This window comes from Halobacillus shinanisalinarum (assembly GCF_022919835.1).
In the GTDB taxonomy this organism is placed as follows: Bacteria; Bacillota; Bacilli; order Bacillales; family Halobacillaceae; genus Halobacillus_A; species Halobacillus_A shinanisalinarum.
Window position 1 is genome coordinate 1,186,534 of record NZ_CP095074.1, and the last position, 24,058, is coordinate 1,210,591.

Consider the following 24,058-nt stretch of genomic DNA (forward strand, 5'->3'; position numbering starts at 1 on the left):
GTGCAGTTTACCGGATGGGTGAGCTATGATTCGATCCCTGAAGCCATGAAGGATGTTGACGTAGGATGGATAGACTTAGACGCAGAAAACTCCTTGAATAACCGGTTTGCTATGCCAAACAAATTTTTTAGTTATTTAAATAATGGCGTCCCTGTTTTAGTAAATCAATGCACAGATATGGAAGAATTCATTCAAACTTATAAATGTGGACATGTCGTTAAAAAACTTCAAGCCACTGCCCAGGATTACTTTCAAGCCCTCCTCCATCTCCATTCAAATAGAAGTAAAACACAGGAGATGAGTCTAAATTCACGCAAGGTCATGGAATCACATTTCAGCTGGAGACACATGGAAAAGAAACTATTTACAGTTTATGATCAATTGGCGAAAGATCTATAAAAAAGTTAAATACAACGAATCTGTTTAATTATTAGTAGGAAGAGACCACTAAGGGAAATCCTATTGACAGAAGAAAAACATAGCCCCCATGCGGTTATCCCTAAACTTTTTATATAAACGTACCCACGTTACCCCTCACCCATGGAGTAGATATAGATCAATTTAGGCCACCATTATTCAAATGCCCAATCATCCTCTATAAGAAAGTAAGCGGGTAGATAAAGACCCTGCTAATGTCCTCAGTTGTTATACCATTCCCTCTCATAACGAACGTACCCATAAAAAGTCTGTAAGATAGAAAGAACTTAGAATACAGGCACTCTTCAATAAGGTCGGAGCTCACCATATTGATAGTTAAAAGAGTTTTTGTAAAAGGTGAAACCGACTTAGCGAAAAAGTCCAAACACATTGATTTTAATACACATAAAGTATGAAATGAACTTTTTAATGAACAAAGAAATGAGGATGAAATATGTCATTAGACCAAAGCCAGTCATTGCCTAAGGTAGCAGTGGTTGGGCTCGGAAAAATAGGACTGACTCTAGCTGCCGTTTTCGCCAATAATGGCTTTAAAGTAGTTGGTGCGGATATAAATAAAGACGTGGTCACTTTAGTAAATCAAGGGAAATCCCATATTAACAATGAACCAGGCTTAGACCAGCTCGTCTTACACGCCCATAAAAATAACACACTATCGGCTACTTCAGTAACAACAGAAGCTGTTGCCCAGTCGGATATCATCGTCGTGATTGTCCCCGTTCTAGTTGATGACCAAAATAATGTAGATTACCAATTTATTGATTCCGCCGTTCAAGATATAGCCCAAGGGATGAAGAAGGGCTCGTTAGTAATGTTTGAAACAACACTTCCACCTGGCGACACAAAAAATAGGTTCGGGAAAAAAATAGAAGAACTTTCGGGTTTGAGTATGGAAACAGATTTCCACCTCGCCTATAGCCCTGAAAGAGTGTACTCAAATCGGATTCTTGAAGACTTAAAAAACTATCCCAAAGTAGTTGGAGGCTTAAATAAGCAAAGTCTTGAACTTGCATCAAATTTTTATAAAAAAGCTCTCGATTGTAAGTTGATTGAAGTTAGTTCTTTAGAAACGGCAGAATTCTCAAAGGTAGCAGAATGTGTATACCGTGATGTAAATATTGCTCTTGCGAATGAACTTGCTGTGTTTGCAGAAGAAAAAGGCGTAAATATGGCCGAAGTCATAACAGCTAGTAATAGTCAACCCTATTCGCATTTACACTCCCCTGGTATTGGTGTGGGTGGACATTGCATTCCAATCTATCCTTACTTTTTTATAAATAAAGGATTAGATCGCGGACTGACCCCTATGTCCAGGGAAATTAATGACAACATGGCCAACTATGCCATTACAAAAATTGAAAAAGAGATAGGATCCTTAGAGAATAAAAATGTGCTTATTTTAGGATTATCCTACCGGGAAAATGTGAAAGAGCCAACAAAATCGACATCCTTGCTGCTGATTGATCAACTTAAGAAGAAAAGGGCGAATCTATTACTAAATGATCCACTATTTACAGATAGTGAAATTATAAAATATGGAGCTGACCCTTTATCGTTGAAGGATTCATTTGTTTCTGAAATTGATGTGGTTATCCTTCAAGCCTTTCATCAAGAATATAGCAATCTAGACTTTAGCAAGTTTAGTAAATGTGAGCTCGTTTTAGACGGACGGAATAAATTAGATAAAGAAGAAATTTCCCAGTTAGGCATGAAATATGAAGGAATAGGAAATTAAACAGGAGGTGTAAAAATGTCAGACAACAAATTTGAACAGATACCAATGGTTGATTTAAAGGAAGAATTGAGATTAATAAGAGCCCCGGTATTAGCGATGTTAACAGAAGTCTTAGATAGTGGAGATTATATCCTCGGGGACAAAGGAGAGCAGCTAGAAAAGCAATTGGCCCAGTATGTAGACGCTTCCTATGGTCTTGGAGTAGCAAACGGCACGGATGCTTTACAATTATCGCTAAGAGCATTAAACATTGGTCCTGGTGATGAAGTAATCACGACACCATTTACTTTTTTTGCCACCGGTGAGGCCATTGCCCAAGTAGGGGCTAAACCTGTTTTCGTTGATATAGAAGAGGAAACGTATAACATGGATCCATCTAAAATTGAGCAAGCGATAACTCAACATACAAAAGCTATAATTGTCGTCCATCTGTACGGTCAACCTGCTAAAATGAAAGAAATTGTCGAGATCGCAAAAACACATCATTTGAGAGTCATAGAAGATGCCTGCCAGGCCATAGGAACAGAATATGATGGAACAAGAGTCGGAGCACTAGGCGACATTGGCTGCTTCTCCTTCTTTCCCTCAAAAAACCTTGGGGCGTTTGGCGACGCTGGTTTAGTCGTAACCAATCAGAAACAATTGCATGAAAAACTTAGTGAACTTCGGAACCATGGGAGTGAAAAGAAATATCATCATTCCTCAATCGGGATGAATAGTAGACTTGATGAATTTCAGGCAGCTGTTTTACTTGTCAAATTATATTATTTAGACATTTTCTTGCATAAGAGAAAGGAAGTTGCCAATAGATACACGGAGCACTTTAGCGGTCTTTTTAAAACCCCATCAACCATAGATAATCGAGAGCATACTTTTCATCAATATTGTATTGAATTAGACAACAGGGATGAACTTGCTGCAGCACTTAAAAATAATGGAATTGCTTCAGCTATTTATTATCCTATTCCTCTGCACCTGCAAGAAGCTTTTCATGATCTTCACTATAAGGAAGGCGATTTTCCGATTGCAGAGAAGACAGCTAAACGAATATTGGCACTCCCTATTTTTCCGATGCTATCTTTTCAAAAACAAGACCATATTATTTCAACGGTCAAGAAATTTATGGAGACCAGCGGATAGCCCACAGTATCCATTGGTCTCTTTCGTTATACATCTAATGTTTTTAAAAAATCATTCCATTTTGCAGGATTACTTTTTGTGATACTTTCATTATGTTCCCGTACATTATAAACAGTAAAATCATGATAACGAAACCGATAATCCTTTATTAATTGATTTAGGACACTTACGTCCTCATAAAGCTTCCCATTTTCAAACTTAACCACCGGAAACCCTCCCTTCCTTTTTAAAAGTGAAGTTCGGTAAACCCTTGGCCCAAGAGGAAAGCGATAAGACAGTAAGTCAGCCCTTCCATTGACTGTGGTTCCTTTGGTGATCCCTTTATAGAGCACATCCCCCGTTAACTGCTTCCACTTTCTAAGATTACCGTACAGCACTGAAACATCCTGTGGAAGATCTGCTACCTGTTTTTTAATAACAGAAACTGCATCAGGATCAAGCCAGTCATCTGCATCAAGTTCCAATATAAAGTCCGACGTTACGTGAGGTAATAGTTCATTTAATGCCCTGGCCTTTCCCCCATTCTTTTTGTTAAACACTTTCACCTTTTCCCCGTCGCTCCATCGTTGAATTTGTTTAAAGGAGTTATCCGTTGACCCGTCATCGATAATGAGTAATTGGTCAAGTTGTTCACTTTGTAAAAGGCATGAAGCAACAGCCGTTTCAACATATTTCTCCATATTATAATTTGAAATTACAACGGATAGGGAAGGGTGCTCTGTTTTGACTTTTTTCAACTGATATTTCTGTATGAACGCTAACTTTTCTATTGTATTGGCGGAGCTATTCTTCCTTGATTGCCTGACAAGGTCTTCTTTAAAGAACGTGAGAGAAGATTCCACATTGGAAAGCCAAGCAGGAAAACGAGCCTCCTTGAAGGGGAGCTGGAGGTCTAATAACAAACGTTGCTTTTTGAGGAGGGATGTGTGAACGAGTAAAGGCTGATGGATAGCCATGTTTCGATTATGATAAACAGCCCCTAACATTGTTTTTGGTTGGGAAAGCTGAAAGGATTCGACATTTGCAGTAGAAGAAAGATAATCTTTATCCTGAAGAAATAAAACATAAGAACTGGTCAGCTTGGAAATAGTATCATTCAGTGTCTGCCCTACGTCACTATCTTTAATGGCAATAAATTGAACCTGGTCAAACCAATCGTCAATGCTATTTAAAGACATGTTCTGCTCCTGAAGAACCACAATCGATTTAATCCTGGAGCTTATTTTTTGTAAAGAGTATAGCGCTTTTTGCAATGCTGCCTTATTGGAATAATGAATGAGGATGGCGGTTATATCTTTCAACAGTAAACCTCCGTTCCCTTTATAGCTCATATTTAATCTTATACCTGACTCACGTCTAGCCAGGACAGAGTCCGAGGAGGCTCAGCGCATGCCCACGGAAAGCGAGTGATTTCCCGGACCTCCTTCTCCATCCAAGGAAACGGAAACCTATCTCGAGATGGAGTCTTCCAGATCACTGCCCTTACCTAATAAAAATGATTTCAAATTTCCTACTTGACTAGATTTGGGGAGGTACTTCCTTTTGAATTCCTTGGCAGAAGGGGCTTAAATTATGAAATTGATTCATTTCTATAACTATTCAGCGATTTAAGTAATTATGAGGTCTGCTAAGGGGAGGCCGTTTATTGTGGTAGGATGCTTGGTTTATAGCGGTACTCAAAGTAAGTAGTTCACACACCCCTAAATAACACAGGCCGTCCAGAGTGTGGATGGCCTGTGTTATTTTTTATCTTCAAAGAGTCAGTGGATGGTTCTCTTATTCATTCTTCAGTGCACTTTCACATGCTTTCTTTACGTCCTCCAAACTTTTGCCCATACCAGATTCAACAGCAGCAACATAAGCTCCCTCTAAAAGTGGTGCTTCAGCTATTTCAATGTCTTCGTAATCGGACATTTCCACGGCTAGCTCAGCGTTCATCATTGCACTGCCCAAGTCGTAGATCAAAAGCACACCTTTATCAGTGTGGACCCGCTCGATGGCTGCTTGGATTTTTTCAACACTTGTACCGATTTCGTTCTCATCAGTCCCACCGGCAAGTTCGACAGGTACGTCTTTAGCAACTTGATTAATGATATCCTTGATTCCTTCAACTACTTTTGGACTATGGGAAATCAGGACAATGCCTACTTGTGACATAAGAATTACTTTCCTCCTCTGATCGTTTCTGCTAAGGATGTGAATAGGTAGTAGGACGAAACGGAGCCTGGGTCAAGATGGCCAATTGAACGATCCCCTAGGTAAGATGCCCGGCCTTTCGTCGCTTTGATATCTTTTGTTTTTTCCATAGCTGCTTTAGCTGTTGCTGAAAGGAGATCGCAATCAAAGCCGTCCGCTTTTTTCATCTCTTCAATAACAGGAGCCCAAGTATCAATTAGAGTTTTTTCTCCTTGCTCTGATTTTCCCCTCTGCTTCATACCTGCCAAAGCTTCCTCTAAGCCTGTAACAAAGCTTCCATAATCAATGGATTTCTTCCCCTTCACTGATGCCGACAATTTCAAAAAGGCTGTACCATACAACGGTCCTGCTGCACCACCAACCTTTCCCATTAACGTCATCGCAACATCTTTCAGAATATCTGAAGCTGTTTCATAATCAGATCCAGACACTTTCTGGACAACTTCCTTGAAGCCACGAGCCATATTGATGCCATGGTCGCCATCTCCAATTGCCTGATCCAACGATGTTAAATATTCTTTGTTGTCTTGGACTTTTTCGTTCGCCTTTTCCATCCATGTCACGATTTGTTCAACTTGTAGTTCCATATTAGATACCCCTTTCATATTAACTGTGGAAGGCCGACGCGTTTGAATCTGAATCTAGTAATTGTTTCGTTTCTTTATCGAGTTTGAGCAACGTAACGGAACAACCAGCCATTTCAAGTGAAGTCATATACTCACCGACGAAGGTTTTATGGACATTAAGACCGCGCTCATGAAGGATCTCTTGGACCCTTCCATTCAAAATGTACAATTCCATCTCAGGGGTTGCCCCCATTCCATTGATCATGACAGCTACTTCATCGCCACTGTTAAATTCAATGTCCTCAAGTACCTTTTGCGTCAACTCTTCAGCAATTTCGTCAGCTGAAGTCAACTTCTTCCTTTCGATTCCCGGTTCACCATGAATGCCGATGCCAATTTCCATTTCATTCTCGTCAAGAGTAAAGCTAGGTTTTCCAGCAGCCGGTACCGTACAAGGAGTTACGGCCATGCCCATGGAGCGGACGTTAACCACCACTTTTTCAGCGACATCTTTCACTTCTTGTAAAGACCCTCCTGCATCAGCCTTTGCCCCAGCAATCTTATGGACAAAAACCGTTCCAGCGATACCGCGCCGTCCTGTGGTGAAGGAGCTGTCCTCTACAGCCACATCGTCATTAACTACAACCTTTTCGACATCGATTCCCTCTGCCTCAGCAAGCTCGGCAGCCATCTCGAAGTTCATTACGTCTCCCGTATAGTTTTTAATCACAAGAAACACACCTGAACCGCTGTCTACCGCTTTGATTGCTTCAAACACTTGGTCGGGAGTAGGTGAAGTGAACATTTCACCACATACAGCTGCATCAAGCATCCCTTCACCTATATAGCCGGCGTGAGCAGGTTCATGACCACTCCCACCACCACTGACAATTCCAACCTTGTTAGCGACGGGGGCATCTTTTCGAACGATGGCTGTCGTATTAGGAATTTGCTTAAGTGACTCCGGATGGGCGGCAATCAACCCTTTTAGCATGTCTTGAACGACCTCTTCAGGATTATTAATGATTTTCTTCATCTTTTACCCTCTCCTTTTCCTACAGCAATTTTTAAAGTGATATAACTTCTGTTTTTCTGGAAGGCTTCTTGGTTATCATTTTATAACAATGATTCTTAACTTGCATGTAAAAAAGTCGGTTAGTTAAGCACCAGAAGCTTAACTAACCGACTTTTTCAATGGTAGTCTCATTGTATTTCCGAAAGTTATACAATCTATCAAATGATCCCCTGCATTCTCAAAACAAGTTCTGCTATAACCGCTGATCCAAGAAAAGTGCCGACCATAACAAAAGACGCTACGACAATCGTTCTCCACCCAAGTTTAACGAAATCGGTCCATGAACGACCGATGGCAATACCTGCGTAGGCGAGAATGGGTGTGGTAAGGGCTAAGAGATTTATATAGTTTGTCATGGCTACGATTTGTTCAGATCCAGGCATCCATGGCATCGACACTAGCACACCTATAATGGCAACATAGGCTATGCTGGGAATCCTTATTGGGAGAAGTTTTTGCAAAATCAGCCCTGCTAAAGCGATCAAAATGAGAATGATCATACCCGGCACGGCCTCTACTGGGAAGATGTTATATCCAATCCAGTTGCCAAGGATTGAGACAACTCCAAAGATCAGCAATAACAATGTCCATTCCTGTATATTTTTCAGCATGGTTACTCACCTCTCCCCGTGTTAGCACCTGTTCTATTATCTTTTCGTTTATTTAGTACATTATATAATTTTTCCGTCAATGGCAGTCCAATAAATATGCTCATATATAAACCGGTCGATAATGACAGGAGGTTACTCGCCCCAGCGAAAGCAAGGATTTCCGTTTCCATACTAGGAAAAGCGGCAACAAGCGAGCCACTAGCAGCTGCCATCATACTGCCGCTTCCGATTCCTGAAGCCATTGCAAAGGATAGCGGGTGGAGTGGTGTAATGGTCGCTAAAAATCCAGAGATGAGTCCCATAAATACGGCGCCAAACACCGTGCCAAAGATGTAAATGGCCATGACTCCACGCCCTTCAGGTGAGTTAAATCCATATTTGTCCATGATCAGCCCCACATTGGGTTCACGGGCAACGGAATGTGTCATGCCGATGCTTTCTCTTTTTAAGCCAAGAAAAACAGCGATCGGCAGGGCTATGAAAATCGTCCCCAGGTTTCCAAACTCCTGCAGCAATAAAGCCGGTCCGGCGGCAATAATTTGCGGTAAGGAAGGGCCTATGATCACACCAATTTTTGCAATTAATAACGTGACCCCTAGAACAATTAAAGGTTCGGCATGTTTAGATTGTTTTTCTTTAATAATTGGAGTGAAATACAGAGCAAGACCTATAATGATCGCATAAAGCATAGGAAGTAACAGAATAACCCCTGGTCCAACAGAAAATTCGTGTGTGCCCATCAACTCTGTTATCACTACAATAACTAATACAAGTGCATGCAGTCGCCAATCCTTCCATAGGTTTTTTTGCACTTCGGACATATGCCCACCTCCTAATCCTTGGTCTTTTTTGTAAGGCAGATTCTTTAACCTGGCTGACTACCTATTGCATGCTAGGCCTGATCAATTGATTCCACATATGACTTCAATACATGGACACCTTGAACGCAGTCATTCAAGGATGACCACTCTGCAGGGTTATGGCTTACGCCGTCTTTACTTTTCACAAATAGCATGGCTACTGGAAGGTGGCTTCCGATGATTAGTGCATCATGCCCGGCACCACTTGGGAGTTCTGTCGCGGGAATCTGATGCTGTTCCATTGCCTGGCGCAGGTGTTCCTTGATATCAGACTTTATCGGAACAGGAGTGACTTGTAATGTTTGTTTATGATTGCATCGTACCCCGAATTTCTGGGAAGCCTTCTCTGCTTCATCGATAATTAATTGAGTCAACTCTGTTCGCGTGTCTTCATGGATGTCACGAATATCGACATGCAAGGCGACTTTTCCAGGGATGACATTGACTCCATTCGGGTAGACGTGGAGTTTCCCAACTGTAGCAACAGCAGAATCACTCACCTGTCCTGGCAGACTATGGATGTGGCTAATGAATTCCCCGGCAGCAACTAATGCGTCTTGCCGATCGGTCATCGGTGTATTTCCGGCGTGGCCTGCATTTCCATAAAATTCGACCGCTAGCCAGCTTGGACCTGCAATCCCGGATACGATACCTATGGGAAGGTTTTGTTCTTCTAATTTCTTCCCTTGTTCAATATGAACCTCAACGAACGATCCCACCTCGTTCAGATTTCGAGCAGCACCGGCGAAACTCTCCGCAGATAACCCTACTTCACTCATCACACGTTCAAATGAGTTCCCATCTTGGTCGATGAGATTCTGCTGAAGTTCCATGTCGACATCACCAGTCATCGCCCTGCTCCCAGTCAAACCACTATTGAAACGAGAACCCTCTTCATCGGAAAAAATCGCCACTTCATACGATCTTGTCGGCTGATAACCGGTTTCCTTCCAGGCTTCCACTAGTTCTAGCGAAGAAAGCACACCAAGAGGCCCGTCAAAATGACCGCCATTTGGGACGCTATCCAGATGAGAGCCACTGACAATCGCCGGCAAGGAAGGATTTTTTCCTTCTAGGCGGCCGAACACATTCCCAGCACCATCCTCTGTGATAGAAAGACCTAGTTCTTTCATCCATCCTTTAACCAATGTTTTCGCCTGCTTTTCCTCCTGGGAGAAACCAACTCTTCTGCTTCCTCCATCTTCCGTTAGACCGATCTTGGAAATCTCATGGAGCCTTCTTGCCATCCTATCCCCATCGATGCCACCCGAGGAAAAGGATGGACTGTAGTCCTCTATTAATCTCGTATATAAATCCCAATCATTAGACATGTGTACCCTTCCTTTCCGCTAGATGTTTATAGACGGAGCCATTTTTCATAACCATTGTGATATGATCACTGTTTTCTAAGGCGCGGATATCGCTAAGAGGATCCACATCAGTCAAAATGACATCGGCAAGTTTTCCTGCTTCGATCGTTCCAACCTGATCTTCCCAGCCAAGGCATTCTGCCGCCGTTTTAGTCGTGGCCATAAGTGCTTCCATCGGTGACATGCCGATATCACACATGAGACCTAGCTCGCGGAGGTTAGTACCATGTGCCATCACCCCTGCATCGGTCCCCATCGCGATTTTCACACCAGCTTTATAAGCCTTTGCAATACTGGCTTTATGAGCTTCAACGACTTCCTTTGATTTCTCGACAGCATATGGTGCCATCTTGTCGTCTCTCTCACTCGACTCTAGTACAGAAATAGGAGCTAACAAGGTAGGTACGAGGAACGTTCCATTCTCAAGCATCAGTTCAATTGCTTCATCATCGATATAGATGCCATGTTCAATAGAGTAGATACCTGCTCGGATAGCATTCTTGATACCTTCTGCTCCTTGGGCATGGGCCATCACCTTTACACCTTTACGAAAATGGGCTTCTTCCACCATCACTTCTAGTTCTTCCTGTGAGAACTGAGTGAACTCTGGGTGATCAGTTGGACTCGTTACTCCTCCTGTCGCATGGACTTTAATCACTTCCGCTCCAGCACGCAGCATTTCACGCACTGTTTTGCGAACAGCTTCTTTGCCATCACAGATCGGGTCAGGCATCCCTGGATACGTCTGCATTGTTGTGTCTACTCCAGAGCGATTCCAATTATCTCCGTGCCCTCCGGTAATCGTTAGTGGATTGATACTTACTTGCATGCGCGGTCCTTCCACAAGCCCGTCTTCTACTGCCTTCTTCATACCGGCATCGGAAAAGCCTGCATCACGCACAGCGGTGATGCCTGCATCCAATGTACGTTTCAAATAATGGACACTCTCATAAAAACGATAGGAAAAAGGCGTCAGAATCGCGTCTTGAATATTTCTCAACTCCATTGCCATATGCACGTGTGTATCAATTAAGCCAGGCAAAATATACTTACCGGCAGCATCGATCACAGTGGCATCCTCTGGGATTGAAATTTCTCCCGGTTTTCCTACTTGCTCAATATAATTATCTTTAATTAATACGGCTGCTTCGGTGACCGGTGCATTTCCTTGACCATCAATCAACGTTCCATTTGTAATTAGTGTATATACCATAATTCAATCTCTCCCTTTCACTAAAGTGTACCTATCAAAATGCTTGCAATAACGATTGATCCAACGGTGACTGAAGTGAATCCCCCGATCAACATTGGTGCGAGTAATTCATCCATAATCCTTTTTTGTTCGGCTTCATTACGTCCAATACTTCTGCTTACTTCTTCTACGATCAAATAATCTCCAGGGAAGCCGTACAGCGCTGTCAGTACGATCGGTACTGCCTTTGTCGGTTTCCATTTGAAAATTTTCGCTCCAATCATTCCACCGATCACTAGACCTGTCGTCCCTACTACAATCACGATTAAAACGGCTACAAGTGAAGATACAACCTGGTCCCAAGTGATGCCAACGAGTGAATGAACAACGACGATGATCAACGCTACCATCGCAAGGCCCGAACTATTCGACCGGTCCAGCGCCTTGTCGGGATAAATCCTGAGAGCAAATCCCATGATTCCGATTGCGAGCGACCAGAGGCTATAATTGATGCCAGTTATTTCACCTAGCCAAGTAGCAAGCGCCCCGCCAATAAATAATAGGAACAGAAGAAAGAAATTACTTTGCATAAAGCGATCTGGAAGCAATAATCCCTTAGTTTTGCTTTCCCCCTCCACTTGATTATCTTCTTGATCAGTATATTTCCCATCAGAAAAATCATCCCTTATGGAGACAGCATACTTACTTAATAATGTAGAAGTAAGCGGCATGCCAACAAGATTTTGTAGGGCAAACACGACAACTGGAATTGCGGCAAGCGAAGTGAAACCAGCTTCCGTTAATCCTTCCTGTGTGACAATGTAGGCAATAATTCCTCCGGTCAGCGGGCCTGCTCCCGCGACTGCTGTTTTATAATCAAAAATAAGCGAAATGATGATGAGCATCGCTCCGACAGAAAACAGAAGACCTATCAATGTGACAAGAACTGCTTTGTATTGCTTTTTGATAACTGATAGAGGGATCATCGTCCCCAAGTGTACGATCAATACGGGAACGAGCACACCTCCAGCAGCCACGAAAGTCGATGCTTCGATATAAGATTCCGGCAATATACCAGTTTGCAGCAACACAAAAGTAACAGCTATAACCACTAATAATGTAGGAATCTTTGCTCTCGATGACAGTGAGAGAACTTCCCCTAAAGCAATAATAGAAACTAAGATCAGTACAATAAATATGGGCGCCATTCCTACACATCCTTTTCCTTTTGTTTTAAAAGTTAGTAGTCAAAATTATAAGATAATTCAAATAGATAAAATATATGGATAACCGACAAAAAATGAGTTAGATTTTTGTCGGTTATCCATAATGGGTTAAATTTTTGCATTCAAATACTCAAGAATACGGAACCCTAACTGCAATTCGAATGCTTCCTTACCTGTTAACTTTTCAATACGCAATATTCCGTAGATCGTTTTCAAACGGTACTTGACGGTATTAACATGGACGAACAGTTCCTTGGAACATTTTTCCATATTCTGATTCGATTCCAAGTAAACTCGTAACGTTTCCAGCAATTCAGTATCATGGTTGTGATCATGGCTGATAATAACACCTAAAATTTCGTCGACGTACTCCTTCAATTCTTTTTGGTCAAATTTTAAAAAGAGCCGATGCGGTCCAAGCTGTTTATACGTCAACAGTGATTTTCCATGGTACGCTGACTGCAAATATTGCACACAACGTTTCGCATCCCTGTATGACAAGTGAACGTGCTTCAATTTTTCTACGACTTGGCCAAATCCTGCTAAGTTATCCAGAGCCAATTTCTCATCAGAAATTCGAATGATTCTTGAAAATAGATCCCCTAAATGCTGGAATACTCGTTCTTCATCCATTGAAGAAGAAACCGTGAACATCAGTGTAACCTCCATGTTTTTATCATACACCAACGTCTTATATGGAAGTCTAGACACCTCTCGATAAATGATCCGCATCAATTGTTGCTTCTTTTCATTAATCTTTTCAAAAGCGAGCAGCGGGTTCTTGATGTAGAGCTGTGCAATGACATAATGGTGTGAGTCATGCTCAGGAAAGTTGAGTTTTGCCAAATGATTAGAGGAAAACTCATCATAGGGGGCATGGATCAACTGTTCTAAAATGGATCCTGAATGACTAAAATCCTCTGCCAAAAGGCGTTCCTGCCGGTCGATTTCCATCGCGAAAATCGTAATCGCCTGTTCAATAGCGATCCTATCTAATGGATCCAGTTCGGATAAATCTTCCGTGATGATTGTGAGCAGACCGAGCGTCTGCTTTTCCGTCTTAATGGGAAAGAAATAAATAAAGTGGTCTTTTTGAAACAAACTTGTGCGATGAGACGAGAAACCTTGCTTAGTGATACTCGTTTCCAATAACGGAACGAAATTCTTACTAAGTTCATCTGCTAACGGGCCTGCTTCCGGACTTGATATCGCTAATGAATCATTGAACTCATTGAACACCATTACATACTTCCCCATTAAACGTGCGAGCGATTTGGTGATGTCACTCAAGCCACCCTTCGAAAGCGACACCTTCGATAATTCTTCATGGATCTTCTTCGTGCGCTCATTTTGTGAAAAAAGCGTGGCGTTCTCAATCGCGATAGCCGCTTGCCCAGCGAACGTCTCAAGCAGCTGCAGGTCTGCTTCATCAAACTGAATATCCTCTGAATAAATATCGACTGTCAGCACCCCGATACAGTCATCATTTGATATCAGCGGCACGCAAATCGCACTCATCGGGTATTCCAGTCTGCCTAAAGACTTAGCATAGAAGTGTTCCGTTTCAGGAGAGACATTAGACATTCCATGTGTGGTATCATCCTCTGAATAAAAGATCTTTCCTTTTTTCAATAAAAAAGTGCGGCCACTCATTCCTTCCCCGGGGCGTAAATATGCATGCTTCATATACTCCATATCAAATCCGATAGCACTTTTGGCATAGAGCCTGTCCAATTGTTTATCATATAGAAACAAGACACTGGCATTGGCGCCACCAATTACGTTATGCACTTCTTTAATTAGCTGGTTTAATACTTCTGAAAGGTCTCTTGTTGAGTTTAAAACACGCACGGAATTGATTAAGCTCATCAGCCGTTTCTCACTTTCCATTACGCCATCTCCTAACATGTATAGTTACTAACAAAGGTAACACAAGTTCCACCATGAAAACACTTACCCTTTCTACAATGAACAACCTTTTTACATAAAAATCCACCTCAGGTCATCCATATTATGGATGACCTGAGGTGGTAGTATATGGTATTTATCATTTCTTTAATTCTTTCGCTTGCCTTAAAACTTTTTCTCCATCCATCGTACCGTATGCCATCTGATCAATAATATCTACCGGTGTGCCATACGGCTCGGCTTTCTTAGAAATCTGTCCTTTCAGATAACGCACTTGAGGCCCGATTAGGATAACATCAAGATCCTCCATATGCTTATTTAAATCTGCTTCGGCATAGGCATCAATATCTGCTTCTAGCCCTTTATCTTTAGCTATTTGGCGCATTTTTTGAACAAGCATACTAGTAGACATACCCGCTGAACAAACGAGAGCAATTTTCATCATTCTTTTCCTCCTCTAATTTCTTTATATAAATCAATCATTTCTTTCGCCATATCTTTTAACGTCATGGCCGTCATTAAATGATCCTGTGCATGTACAAGTAAGACGGAAGGTGTGGTTCTCTCACCTGATGCTTCTTTTTGTAAAAGAGATGTTTGAGTTTGATGAGCTTTATGAAGTTCAGATTCAGCTTCCTCCATTTTATTATCTGCTTGTTTATATTCTCCTTGTTTGACTACTTGGAGTGCCTCCATCGCAGAGGATCTCGCATTGCCAGCATGTAAAATGATTTCAAACGAGACTTGTTCAATGTTGATCGTTTCAGTCATTGTGCATTTCTCCTTTGTTCTGATCTAGGTTCATTTTCTGATGAGCTGTCTCCACTTCCAGTATTTTTTAAGCTTGCACGGTCGGCAGCCATGATAAATGGAATGTAAAGGATTGTGGCCATGGTCAAGTTAATCAATTGCAATATAATACCGCTCACGGACCCTCCAGTGACAAGATAGCCACTAACAATCGGCGGCGTTGTCCATGGCAGTATAGCAACGGTTTTCGGTACGAAGCCAAGTGCAAGGGCAAAGTAGGCTACCATCGTCATTACAATTGGGATTAAAATAAATGGAATGAACATAATTGGATTTAAAACAATCGGTAAGCCAAATAGCATAGGCTCATTAATATTAAACGCTCCCGGAGCTGCAGAAATTTTCCCAACGGTTCGGTAATGTTTTGATTTTACAACGATAAAGATCGCAATAATTAAAGCAAGTGTAGCTCCCGATCCCCCATAAATACATAGGCATCAAAGAATGGCTTTGTCACGATATAAGGTACATCAAACGCACTCATGCCTTCGGAAAATAAGGCCTGATTTTCTTGGATCAATGGAAGATAAATAGATTCCATAATCGGTCCTAAAATATTCGTACCGTGAAGTCCGAAAAACCATAAAAGCTGGTTAAGGAATGAGAATATAAGAGCTGAACCTAGTGTGTTGGACAACCCTTGTAAAGGTTCCTGTATAGATGAAAATACTAGTTCGTGGATGCTTTGTCCTGTAAGATTTACAATAATTGCGTTAAATAAACCGGCGATAAAGAGTATAACAGCCGCTGGTAACAGAGCATTAAACGATTTTGTTACACCATCAGGTACACCTGCTGGCATTTTAATCTTAAGTTTCTCTGACTGGGAGAACAGACGAAAAATTTCCGTTGACACTATGGCTGTTAAAACGGCCACAAATAGTCCTTGTGCACCTAACCAGGTCATTGCGAGACCAAAATCTTCGGTGGTCGGGGTAAGAACGACAAATGCACCGACACCGATGAGTGCTGCTGATAACCCATCGCTTCCATAAGATTCGGCAAGTTTATAGCTAATGGCAGCTGCTACTAATAAACTCAATATGGCAAAAGAACCGTTCCAGATAGCACCACCAACAGACTTCCATCCTTCACCAAAAACATTCATCATGAAGTCTTGGAATGCAGGTATTGGGAAATTGTTAATTAGAATGGCCAATGACCCAATAATAATAAGCGGCATAATAGCAACAAAGCCATCACGGATCGCAACCAGATGACGTTGCGATCCGATCTTCCCAGCTATAGGCATTAATTTTGATTCGACGAGGTTCATAAATCCACTTTGTTTCATACGTTTACTACCTCCCTATCAAATTGGGGTAAATATGGTTTGTGAGCCTGTAAAAGTTCGTCTAATACCAATTGGGCGTTCTCATCTGAAGTAACAAGTGGATTCATGATAATAGAGGCGTAGGCTTTTTTGTAGTCACCCGTAACGGCGGCATCTATAACGAGTTGTTCAAATTTTTTCAATTGTATAATCGAGCCGCTTATGGTGTCAGGTAAAGGGCCAATAGCTAACGGGATAGGGCCACTTGCTGAAATTACACTATTTACTTCAATGACAGCTTCAGATGGTAAATCTGGAATACTCCCCTTATTTAAAGTATTGACCGTTTGGATATCCATTGAGTTGTTATAAATAGATGCCATTAAACTACAAGCAGATTCACTATAATAAGCCCCTCCACGTTCCTCTAACTCTTGAGGCTTCTCCTTAAGTTTAGGGTTTTTGTACTTTTCAAAAAGTTTTTTTTCGACTTCCATAACGACTTCTGCACGCGTCCCGTTCTCTTTATAAGCCTGAAGATCCTTCTTCAAGACTTCTGCATGCTGAAAATAATATTGATGATAAGGATTTGGAAGCATGTTGAGTGATTGCAAAAAATTCTTGTTCCATGGAAGTGAAACAATATTAGCCGGTGAATAATTAAGATCATCATAAATGAGATGCCGCATAGCCTCATCTGTTTGGTCAACTCCATCAATAAACACTCGTTTTCCAAATACAAAATGGTTGAGTCCAACAAATTCGATCATGACACGATCAACACTTACATCGAAAATCTCACCAATACCACTTCTCATGTTATAGGGAATATTACAGACTCCAATAACTTTTTGATGTTGACTATGCTTCATAACAGCTTCGGTAACAATTCCAGCTGGATTCGTAAAATTCACGAGCCATGCGTTAGGACAGATTTCATGAATGTCACCAGCAATCTCAAGTAGGATCGGGATGGTACGAAAGGCTTTAAAAATTCCTCCCGCTCCATTGGTCTCCTGACCGATCATTCCATGTTTTAACGGAATTCTTTCATCTAATGCCCGTGCTTTTAGTCCACCGACCCGAATTTGCGTGGTCACAAAATCGGCTCCTTGTAAAGCTTCCCTTCTATTTTTTGTGTAACGAAGTTGTATCGGAGCTCCAGTGTATTCAATCATTCGTTTAGCTAGATTTGCTACAATCTCTAGTTTTCGTGCCCCTTCATTGATGTCAACTAAGACAATTTCTGAAACAGGAAATTGGGAATGACGCTTAATCATCCCATCAATAATCTCAGGTGTATAGCTCGATCCGCCACCGATAATGACAACTTTCAGACCCATGAGTGAACCTCCCTCAATTTTTGAAAACGTTTTCTTAGATGAATAGTAACAGATCATAACAAATTTGTCTATACCAGATTGTAATAACAAATTTATTTTATAAGCTAAGTAATCATGTTATGCTATTTTTAAGCGCATACACCGTTTAGTTAAGCTGTTTTAAAGGAGTAATGAGATGCCTAAAAATGATCAACTTCATAGTCAAATTAAAAAAGATATTATAGAAAAAATTGAAAATGGTTATTACCGTCCAGGGAAAAACCTTCCGACCGAGGCCGAGTTTTGTAACATTTACAACGTCAGCCGGACGACCGTACGTACAGCTCTCAATCACCTCATTATGGAAGGTCACATTTACCGTAAACAAGGAAAAGGTACCTTTGTAGCAAAAGGAAAAGTAAAACAGGTCCTCAGTTCAAGTAAACTTCAGTATGCTGCTCAGCTAGAATCCCAAGGTCTCAAGCCTAAAATTGAAGTCAACGACCTGCAGTTGTTAGTCCCACCAGCCAAAATTAGCAGGATCCTAAATGTCGAAGAGGGGACTAAGGTCCACCAGGTTAAACGGACAAGATTTGCTGATCATGAAGAAATTCAATTTGAGGTTGCCTATGTTCGTCAGGATCTTGTTCCAGAGCTAACCACTAAAATGGTTGGCCATTCCTTATACGAGTCTATTAAAAATCAAGGCAATCAAATAAATCGAACCGAGGAACAAATTAAAATTGTCATATCAGATGAGGAAGTTGCCGGAAACCTGAATATTTCTTCAGGTTCTCCTTGTTTTCAAATCACAACGAAAACCTTTTTAAATTCAGAAGATATTGTCGAATACTCAGAAGCTTATTTTCGTGGGGATCGAGTAGAGTTCTTAATTGAAAGAAATTACGAATAGAATGTGAGGAAAACGATGAGAAAAAAACTTATAATTAATGCGGATGATTTCGGTTATTCAAGAGGAATCAACTTTGGTATCATTGATGCCCACCACAATGGGGTATTAACTTCTACGACTCTAATGACAAACATGCCAGGTGCTTCCCATGCTTATCAGTTAGCAAATGAAACCCCTACTCTAGGGGTAGGGATACACTTAACGTTGACGGCTGGAAGCCCTATTCTCAAGCATCTCCAAACCATAACAGATGAGAATGGCCATTTTCGCAACTTAAAATACTATTTGGGTTTCTTTGATGTCGATTTAGTGGAAGTTTACGAGGAATGGAAGGCCCAGATTAAGCAGGCCATTGCTAATGGTATTCAACCCACACACCTGGATAGCCATCACCATATTCATTCATATGGAGAACTAACAGAAGTAGTTATCGACCTTGCAAAAGAGTTCGATTTGCCTGTACGCCGAGTATTTGAACCAGAAACTAATGAGCTGAGCACCATTCGAACAACTGAAGCATTTGAATACAAAATAGATACAATAAAAGACCCTATCAAATTAGCAGAAAAGTTTTCTGATGCTCAATCTATTGAAGTAATGACTCACCCTGCTTATTTGGATAAAGCTATTATTAATGGCTCATCATTTAATTATCCCCGGGTGGATGAACTAGCTTTGTTGACAGATAAAGCATTAAAAGAGACCTACAAAAACCACAATATGTTTGAGCTAACCCATTATCGTTCCATTTAACACTGTACACACTTCCATAAAAATCCACCTCAGGTCATCCATAATATGGATGACCTGAGGTGGTAGTAATTTACATATATATTACATCAATTGTTTTTGCAGTTCTTGTTCGCCGCTTGGATGAAGTTTGTAATATAGCGGATAAGCGCGTGTGTAGCAGAGTTGAATCATTAGTCCGAGAAATAGCATCGGTGTGAGTGTTCCAATGCCTACTGGGCCGCCGATAACGAAGGCTAGCCCCGTCATCACCACCGCAACTAGCGTTTGACCTGATTGCAAGCTTAAATTAAATCGGTGACTGACGGCCAGGAATAGCTGGTCAACGGGGGCTCTCGGGAATTGCGGAAGGATGTAAATAGCGACTCCCAACCCCACAATAGCAACCCCTGCGAGTAAAGTAGCTACTTGCAGTACGAATGGTGCTGTCGTTAAATCAACATTTGCGAAAACAATCTCAACCCAAAAGTCCAAAATAACACTTTCTAATAACACAGGGATAATCGCTCGCATTTCCGGTAACTGCTTCATCAACTTTGCATTTATAAAAATGATGAAAAACTGAAATACTCCGTACCAGAATCCTACGGTAAAACCAAGTTTATCCGAAACACCGATAAAAAACGCTGTCCAGAAACCTGCACCGAGAGTAGCGTTAATGATGAGCGTAACCCCAAGAAAATTGATGACCATACCCAGAAGGTAAACCGTAGCTCGATAAAGCATAACGATCCCCCTCCCCTCTAATAAAAATCGAAATAAAAAGAGGTGACTCTTCAAACTCGTGATCACATTTTATTAGCGATTATTTCACACGTCAATAGATCAAATTACGGTAAAAAAAGGATTAGGAATATATTCCCGTAAAAGCATTTAACCCCCACCTCAAGTCATCCAGAATCTGGATGACCTGAGGTGGGGATTTTTAGTATTATTCCCATTATTCAGGTACTTCACTTGTCTCTTTCCAGTAACGATTTACCCTTTTGATAGGATGCTTCCATATCCGTTTCAGGAACGAGCGCTCCACCTGTTGCCCAAGAAATATGAGTGGCTTGAGACATTTTTGTCTGAAGATCATGCTCCCCTATATAACTTGTATTTTGTACAACCATCGGCCCCAGCAATCCAGCCGCAGCAGATGGCTCGACATGAATATTTTCACTATCTGCCAGTAATGCTAATAGTTTATAAAGTTCCTCATCTTCTATTGTATAGATGCCGCTAACTAGATGACTGCTGATTTCAGTTGCAAAACGTGATGGACGGCCAACAGCTAAACCGTCTGCTTCCGTGCGGTTATCTATGCCAAAATCCTGTACACTTATCTTCTCGTTTTCCCCTGTCATCATTCCAAGTAATACAGACGGTGAATGAGTCGGCTCAACAAAAATACAATGGACATTATCCCCGAAAACTTGCTTTAATCCAAATGTAATACCGCCAGGGGAGCCACCTACACCACATGGCAGATAAACAAATAAAGGATGATCTTGATCAACCGAAATATTGTCCTTAGCAAGCTGATTCTTAAGCCTCAATGCCGCCACACTATAACCTAAAAATAAATCCTTTGAATCCTCATCATCAACAAAGTATCCTTTTGGGTCCTGAGTGGTGTTAGTTCTTCCATTTGTAATTGCTTCGCTGAAATCCCCTTCATATTCATAAACATTTGCACCTCTTACCCGCAAAAGATCCTTCTTCCATTGTTTTGCATCCGCAGACATGTGCACCTCCACGTTGAATCCAAGCTTAGCACTGATTGTACCAATGCTTAGGGCAAGGTTGCCGGTTGAACCTACACCTATCGTATATTGGTTAAAGAATTGTTTAAATGTCGGATCGAGAAACGCTTGATAATTATCGCCTTTTGAGATCATGTCATTTTCAAGAGCAAGTTTCTCTGCATAACTTAAAACCTCGTAGACACCTCCACGAGCCTTTATGGATCCTGCAATTGGTAGTTCATTGTCACATTTTAAATAAAGATGACCTTCAAAGGTTTTATTATAATATGTCTGTATCAGATCTTTCATTTTAGGTATTTCCTTCAAAGGTGATTCGATCACTCCGCCTGCCATTTCAGTTTCCGGGAAGGCTTTTGCCAAAAAGGGGGCAAAGCGTTCCCAAAGCCGTTCAGCTTCGAACATATCTTCTTCATTAACAGGCAGTGACGGTACTCTCTTCATCTCTTTATAATTTGAATTAGTCCAAAACACTGATTCAAGGCTTGTTACGTTTGTCAACAAAGGGAATTCGTTTACCCAATCTTTCATTGGTTTTCCTAGTACCTTAAATGTTTCCACAAAAATTCCTCCAATCCTATCTATATATTGTTCTTCCCTTTTGAGAACGTTTTACACCTTCCACCTAGTTTAATATGCATCAGAATAATTCCCATAAAACCCCACCTCAGGTCATCCAATTTATGGATGACCTGAGGTGGGGTTATTTACCATCCTTTAATAAGGGTCACTCTCATGCCCTTTCTCTTCTGCTTTCTCAACTGCGTCACTTGCACCTGTATTTCCCAGTGGTGAGCCACCTTTCTTCGGTAGCTTGCCCTTGGTTGGGGTGATTTCTTCACTATACTCTTCCTTCGTAGCATCCATATCCATGCTTAACCCATCTGCTACTCTTTTTCCATAGTCTTCATCACATTGAGAAAGCAAGTGAATCATTTTTTGCTGAATGTGGGATTGACACGGCTTTAAGGAATTGACTAAATTGTTGATTAAATCCTTCCGCTCCCAATCTTCCAATAAACGATACCTTTCTCCAGCCTGCTTAAAATTATTTTCACGATCAATCGGCTCTTTTGTCAGCTCCCCTTCTACATATGGTCTATGATGAGCAACTTTTCGCTTGGACTCCTCTAAGCCATTTAAAGAGGATGGCTCATAATTAATGTGAGGATTAGCGCTTTCCGGTCGATCCACTTGATAAGACATTTGACCACCTTCTTGGTTGGTAGCCACATGCTTTTTGGGCGCATTGACAGGGAGTTGCAGATAGTTTGCCCCTACCCGGTATCGCTGAGTATCCGAATAGGAAAAAGTTCTTCCTTGAAGCATCTTATCATCTGAAAAATCTAGCCCATCAACAAGTACACCTGTTCCAAAAGCTGCTTGTTCCACTTCATTGTAGTAATTGTCGGGGTTTTTATTTAATACCATCTTGCCAACTTTTAAAAAAGGAAATTGATCTTCGGGCCAAATCTTCGTATCATCCAATGGATCAAAGTCCAGTTCTGGATGTTCGTGATCCTCCATAATCTGTACGCAAAGCTCCCATTCAGGATAGTCTCCATTCTCGATGGCTTCATAAAGATCCTGTGTAGCATGATTGAAATTCTCCGCTTGAATCTCGTTCGCTTCTTCTTGCGTTAAATTCTTTATCCCTTGTTTCAAAGGTTCAAAGTGATATTTAATTAAGCAGCCCTTTCCTTCTTCATTCACCCAGCGGTAAGTATTAACCCCTGAACCTTGCATTTGTCTATAATTAGCTGGAATCCCCCAAGGTGAGAACAAATACGTGATCATATTCATCGCCTCAGGTGTATTACTGATAAAATCAAATATACGCTCACTATCTTGAATATTTGTAACAGGGTCGGGCTTAAAAGCATGAATTAAATCAGGAAATTTCATCGCATCTCTAATGAAAAACACTTTTAAATTGTTCCCAACCAGATCCCAATTTCCATCTTCAGTATAAAATTTCACCGCAAATCCTCGCGGGTCACGTAACGTTTCCGGGGAACCTTGCTGATGAGTGACCGTTGAGAAACGTACAAGGACAGGTGTTCGTTTTCCAGCATCTGAGAAAACCTTCGCCCTTGTGTACTTTTCCACAGGCTCATCTCCAGCTTTTCCGTATGTTTCAAAGTAGCCATGGGCTCCTGTCCCACGAGCATGAACGACTCGTTCTGGCACACGTTCTCTATCAAAGTGTGAAATTTTCTCAATAAAATCATAATTCTCTAGCGTTGAGGGACCTCTGTTTCCAACTGTTCTCAAGTTTTGGTTATTTCTAACCGGATGTCCTTGTCTAGTTGTTAGTGTGTTTTCGTTTTCCTCTTCTGAAAAACGTTTGTCCTTAGCGCCTTCCTGCCCTTGCTTCATGTTGTCTCTATCCAATACAAAAAACCTCCCTGGAAAATAGTACAATTATACGTTGCTCTTAAGAAGGATTTTTATTCCACTTATTATATAATTTGTTTGTTTCTTATACTCACAACACACTGGTACCTATTGAAATTTGCGAGACAACAACAAAACCCATAATTTGGATGACCTGAGGTGGGTTTATTTTCCAAAACATATTCAAAATAGAAACTACTTCTTTTTTTGCTTTTAAAGAGTTCGTATGTTTTAAGATTCTATCTCAATAATCAAAATAGCTATCAACGAAATCTCCATCAAAAAGTTGACGAACGACAACGTCGACCCTAGCACGTCCTGTGCGTCGTAAGAAGTTCGAGGCGAGACAGTTTTGAGGACCACAGCGTATGCTTTTCCTACGTGAGGACCGGAAAAACCGAGCAACGAAGAAATGCGCCGTTTATCATTTGGTGCCTTTTTGAACATTCTCTATTAGAGTAATATGAACACTTTTTCTCATTGCAGACTTTTAAAAACCTTAAATCTAATAAACTAAACAAGCTGTAA

General features: G+C 41.2%; 21 protein-coding genes and 1 pseudogene. 5 read left to right on the top strand and 17 right to left on the bottom strand.

Features of this window, described 5'->3' with window-relative positions; translation table 11 throughout:
* The first annotated feature begins 18 nt into the window (after nt 1-18).
* From MUO14_RS06130 to MUO14_RS06140, 3 genes are all read left to right on the top strand, one after another.
* The gene (locus tag MUO14_RS06130; protein WP_244754292.1) at nt 19-399 is read left to right on the top strand and encodes a glycosyltransferase family protein; all 381 of its coding nucleotides are present in this window, start codon (nt 19-21) and stop codon (nt 397-399) included.
* A 472-nt stretch (nt 400-871) separates the two neighbouring features.
* Nucleotides 872-2,173, top strand: a complete 1,302-nt coding sequence (locus tag MUO14_RS06135) for a nucleotide sugar dehydrogenase (protein ID WP_244754298.1) — start codon at nt 872-874, stop codon at nt 2,171-2,173.
* A 15-nt stretch (nt 2,174-2,188) separates the two neighbouring features.
* Nucleotides 2,189-3,313 (top strand): DegT/DnrJ/EryC1/StrS family aminotransferase, encoded by a 1,125-nt coding sequence (locus tag MUO14_RS06140; protein WP_244754300.1) that lies wholly within the window; start codon nt 2,189-2,191, stop codon nt 3,311-3,313.
* Nucleotides 3,314-3,339: 26 nt separating this feature from the next.
* On the opposite strand, the gene MUO14_RS06145 is transcribed toward MUO14_RS06140, so the two are convergent.
* The 14 genes and pseudogenes from MUO14_RS06145 to MUO14_RS06210 all read right to left on the bottom strand — a co-directional run bounded on the left by MUO14_RS06145 (nt 3,340) and on the right by MUO14_RS06210 (nt 17,743).
* Nucleotides 3,340-4,614 (bottom strand): glycosyltransferase family 2 protein, encoded by a 1,275-nt coding sequence (locus MUO14_RS06145; RefSeq protein ID WP_244754301.1) that lies wholly within the window; start codon nt 4,612-4,614, stop codon nt 3,340-3,342.
* Nucleotides 4,615-5,089: 475 nt separating this feature from the next.
* Complete coding sequence (dhaM, locus tag MUO14_RS06150; RefSeq protein ID WP_244754309.1) at nt 5,090-5,470, bottom strand: dihydroxyacetone kinase phosphoryl donor subunit DhaM; 381 nt, start codon at nt 5,468-5,470, stop codon at nt 5,090-5,092.
* Nucleotides 5,471-5,475: 5 nt separating this feature from the next.
* Entirely contained in the window at nt 5,476-6,096 is a 621-nt protein-coding gene (gene dhaL / locus MUO14_RS06155; protein ID WP_244754311.1) for a dihydroxyacetone kinase subunit DhaL, read from the bottom strand.
* 19 nt (nt 6,097-6,115) lie between these two features.
* Complete coding sequence (gene dhaK, locus MUO14_RS06160; RefSeq protein ID WP_244754313.1) at nt 6,116-7,111, bottom strand: dihydroxyacetone kinase subunit DhaK; 996 nt, start codon at nt 7,109-7,111, stop codon at nt 6,116-6,118.
* Between the two features lie 197 nt (nt 7,112-7,308).
* On the bottom strand, nt 7,309-7,761 hold the full coding sequence (locus MUO14_RS06165; protein WP_244754315.1) for a hypothetical protein: 453 nt from the start codon (nt 7,759-7,761) through the stop codon (nt 7,309-7,311).
* Between the two features lie 2 nt (nt 7,762-7,763).
* On the bottom strand, nt 7,764-8,582 hold the full coding sequence (locus MUO14_RS06170) for a DUF3100 domain-containing protein (RefSeq protein WP_244754316.1): 819 nt from the start codon (nt 8,580-8,582) through the stop codon (nt 7,764-7,766).
* A gap of 71 nt (nt 8,583-8,653) precedes the next feature.
* Nucleotides 8,654-9,952 (bottom strand): M20 family metallo-hydrolase, encoded by a 1,299-nt coding sequence (locus tag MUO14_RS06175; protein WP_244754318.1) that lies wholly within the window; start codon nt 9,950-9,952, stop codon nt 8,654-8,656.
* Entirely contained in the window at nt 9,945-11,204 is a 1,260-nt protein-coding gene (locus tag MUO14_RS06180) for a metal-dependent hydrolase family protein (RefSeq protein ID WP_244754320.1), read from the bottom strand. The genes MUO14_RS06175 and MUO14_RS06180 overlap by 8 nt, the downstream gene beginning before the upstream one ends.
* 20 nt (nt 11,205-11,224) lie before the next feature.
* Nucleotides 11,225-12,391, bottom strand: a complete 1,167-nt coding sequence (locus MUO14_RS06185; RefSeq protein ID WP_244754321.1) for a hypothetical protein — start codon at nt 12,389-12,391, stop codon at nt 11,225-11,227.
* A 126-nt stretch (nt 12,392-12,517) separates the two neighbouring features.
* Nucleotides 12,518-14,299 carry a helix-turn-helix domain-containing protein gene (locus MUO14_RS06190; RefSeq protein WP_244754322.1) on the bottom strand — a complete coding sequence of 594 codons (1,782 nt, stop codon included), beginning with the start codon at nt 14,297-14,299 and terminating at the stop codon, nt 12,518-12,520.
* 157 nt (nt 14,300-14,456) lie between these two features.
* Complete coding sequence (locus MUO14_RS06195; RefSeq protein WP_244755481.1) at nt 14,457-14,759, bottom strand: PTS sugar transporter subunit IIB; 303 nt, start codon at nt 14,757-14,759, stop codon at nt 14,457-14,459.
* Nucleotides 14,759-15,088 carry a PTS sugar transporter subunit IIA gene (locus MUO14_RS06200; RefSeq protein ID WP_244754323.1) on the bottom strand — a complete coding sequence of 110 codons (330 nt, stop codon included), beginning with the start codon at nt 15,086-15,088 and terminating at the stop codon, nt 14,759-14,761. The genes MUO14_RS06195 and MUO14_RS06200 overlap by 1 nt, the downstream gene beginning before the upstream one ends.
* A pseudogene (gene celB, locus MUO14_RS06205) lies at nt 15,085-16,421 on the bottom strand (PTS cellobiose transporter subunit IIC). Before celB ends, MUO14_RS06200 begins: the two are co-directional and overlap by 4 nt.
* Complete coding sequence (locus MUO14_RS06210; protein WP_244754324.1) at nt 16,418-17,743, bottom strand: 6-phospho-beta-glucosidase; 1,326 nt, start codon at nt 17,741-17,743, stop codon at nt 16,418-16,420. Before MUO14_RS06210 ends, celB begins: the two are co-directional and overlap by 4 nt.
* A gap of 175 nt (nt 17,744-17,918) precedes the next feature.
* On the opposite strand from MUO14_RS06210, the gene MUO14_RS06215 reads away from it, so the two are divergent.
* The gene (locus tag MUO14_RS06215) at nt 17,919-18,635 is read left to right on the top strand and encodes a GntR family transcriptional regulator (protein ID WP_244754325.1); all 717 of its coding nucleotides are present in this window, start codon (nt 17,919-17,921) and stop codon (nt 18,633-18,635) included.
* A gap of 15 nt (nt 18,636-18,650) precedes the next feature.
* The gene (chbG, locus tag MUO14_RS06220) at nt 18,651-19,388 is read left to right on the top strand and encodes a chitin disaccharide deacetylase (RefSeq protein WP_244754326.1); all 738 of its coding nucleotides are present in this window, start codon (nt 18,651-18,653) and stop codon (nt 19,386-19,388) included.
* Nucleotides 19,389-19,469: 81 nt separating this feature from the next.
* On the opposite strand, the gene MUO14_RS06225 is transcribed toward chbG, so the two are convergent.
* The 3 genes from MUO14_RS06225 to MUO14_RS06235 all read right to left on the bottom strand — a co-directional run bounded on the left by MUO14_RS06225 (nt 19,470) and on the right by MUO14_RS06235 (nt 23,512).
* On the bottom strand, nt 19,470-20,111 hold the full coding sequence (locus MUO14_RS06225; RefSeq protein WP_244754328.1) for a YczE/YyaS/YitT family protein: 642 nt from the start codon (nt 20,109-20,111) through the stop codon (nt 19,470-19,472).
* A gap of 227 nt (nt 20,112-20,338) precedes the next feature.
* The gene (locus tag MUO14_RS06230; RefSeq protein WP_244755483.1) at nt 20,339-21,664 is read right to left on the bottom strand and encodes a D-serine ammonia-lyase; all 1,326 of its coding nucleotides are present in this window, start codon (nt 21,662-21,664) and stop codon (nt 20,339-20,341) included.
* A gap of 186 nt (nt 21,665-21,850) precedes the next feature.
* A complete protein-coding gene (locus MUO14_RS06235) occupies nt 21,851-23,512 on the bottom strand; it encodes a catalase (protein ID WP_244755485.1) in 1,662 nt (553 codons plus the stop codon).
* Between the last annotated feature and the right edge of the window lie 546 nt (nt 23,513-24,058).

Bases quoted from the DNA above. Each gene is read 5' to 3' on its own strand.
- MUO14_RS06225 (WP_244754328.1), bottom strand. From the start codon at position 20,111: ATGCTTTATCGAGCTACGGTTTACCTTCTGGGTATGGTCATCAATTTT.
- dhaL (WP_244754311.1), bottom strand. From the start codon at position 6,096: ATGGAACTACAAGTTGAACAAATCGTGACATGGATGGAAAAGGCGAAC.
- MUO14_RS06230 (WP_244755483.1), bottom strand. From the start codon at position 21,664: ATGAAAGATTGGGTAAACGAATTCCCTTTGTTGACAAACGTAACAAGC.
- MUO14_RS06215 (WP_244754325.1), top strand. From the start codon at position 17,919: ATGCCTAAAAATGATCAACTTCATAGTCAAATTAAAAAAGATATTATA.
- MUO14_RS06210 (WP_244754324.1), bottom strand. From the start codon at position 17,743: ATGGGTCTGAAAGTTGTCATTATCGGTGGCGGATCGAGCTATACACCT.
- MUO14_RS06200 (WP_244754323.1), bottom strand. From the start codon at position 15,088: ATGACTGAAACGATCAACATTGAACAAGTCTCGTTTGAAATCATTTTA.
- MUO14_RS06165 (WP_244754315.1), bottom strand. From the start codon at position 7,761: ATGCTGAAAAATATACAGGAATGGACATTGTTATTGCTGATCTTTGGA.
- MUO14_RS06170 (WP_244754316.1), bottom strand. From the start codon at position 8,582: ATGTCCGAAGTGCAAAAAAACCTATGGAAGGATTGGCGACTGCATGCA.
- MUO14_RS06175 (WP_244754318.1), bottom strand. From the start codon at position 9,952: ATGTCTAATGATTGGGATTTATATACGAGATTAATAGAGGACTACAGT.
- MUO14_RS06140 (WP_244754300.1), top strand. From the start codon at position 2,189: ATGTCAGACAACAAATTTGAACAGATACCAATGGTTGATTTAAAGGAA.
- MUO14_RS06235 (WP_244755485.1), bottom strand. From the start codon at position 23,512: ATGAAGCAAGGGCAGGAAGGCGCTAAGGACAAACGTTTTTCAGAAGAG.
- MUO14_RS06180 (WP_244754320.1), bottom strand. From the start codon at position 11,204: ATGGTATATACACTAATTACAAATGGAACGTTGATTGATGGTCAAGGA.
- dhaM (WP_244754309.1), bottom strand. From the start codon at position 5,470: ATGTCACAAGTAGGCATTGTCCTGATTTCCCATAGTCCAAAAGTAGTT.
- MUO14_RS06195 (WP_244755481.1), bottom strand. From the start codon at position 14,759: ATGAAAATTGCTCTCGTTTGTTCAGCGGGTATGTCTACTAGTATGCTT.
- MUO14_RS06185 (WP_244754321.1), bottom strand. From the start codon at position 12,391: ATGGCGCCCATATTTATTGTACTGATCTTAGTTTCTATTATTGCTTTA.
- dhaK (WP_244754313.1), bottom strand. From the start codon at position 7,111: ATGAAGAAAATCATTAATAATCCTGAAGAGGTCGTTCAAGACATGCTA.
- chbG (WP_244754326.1), top strand. From the start codon at position 18,651: ATGAGAAAAAAACTTATAATTAATGCGGATGATTTCGGTTATTCAAGA.
- MUO14_RS06135 (WP_244754298.1), top strand. From the start codon at position 872: ATGTCATTAGACCAAAGCCAGTCATTGCCTAAGGTAGCAGTGGTTGGG.
- MUO14_RS06190 (WP_244754322.1), bottom strand. From the start codon at position 14,299: ATGGAAAGTGAGAAACGGCTGATGAGCTTAATCAATTCCGTGCGTGTT.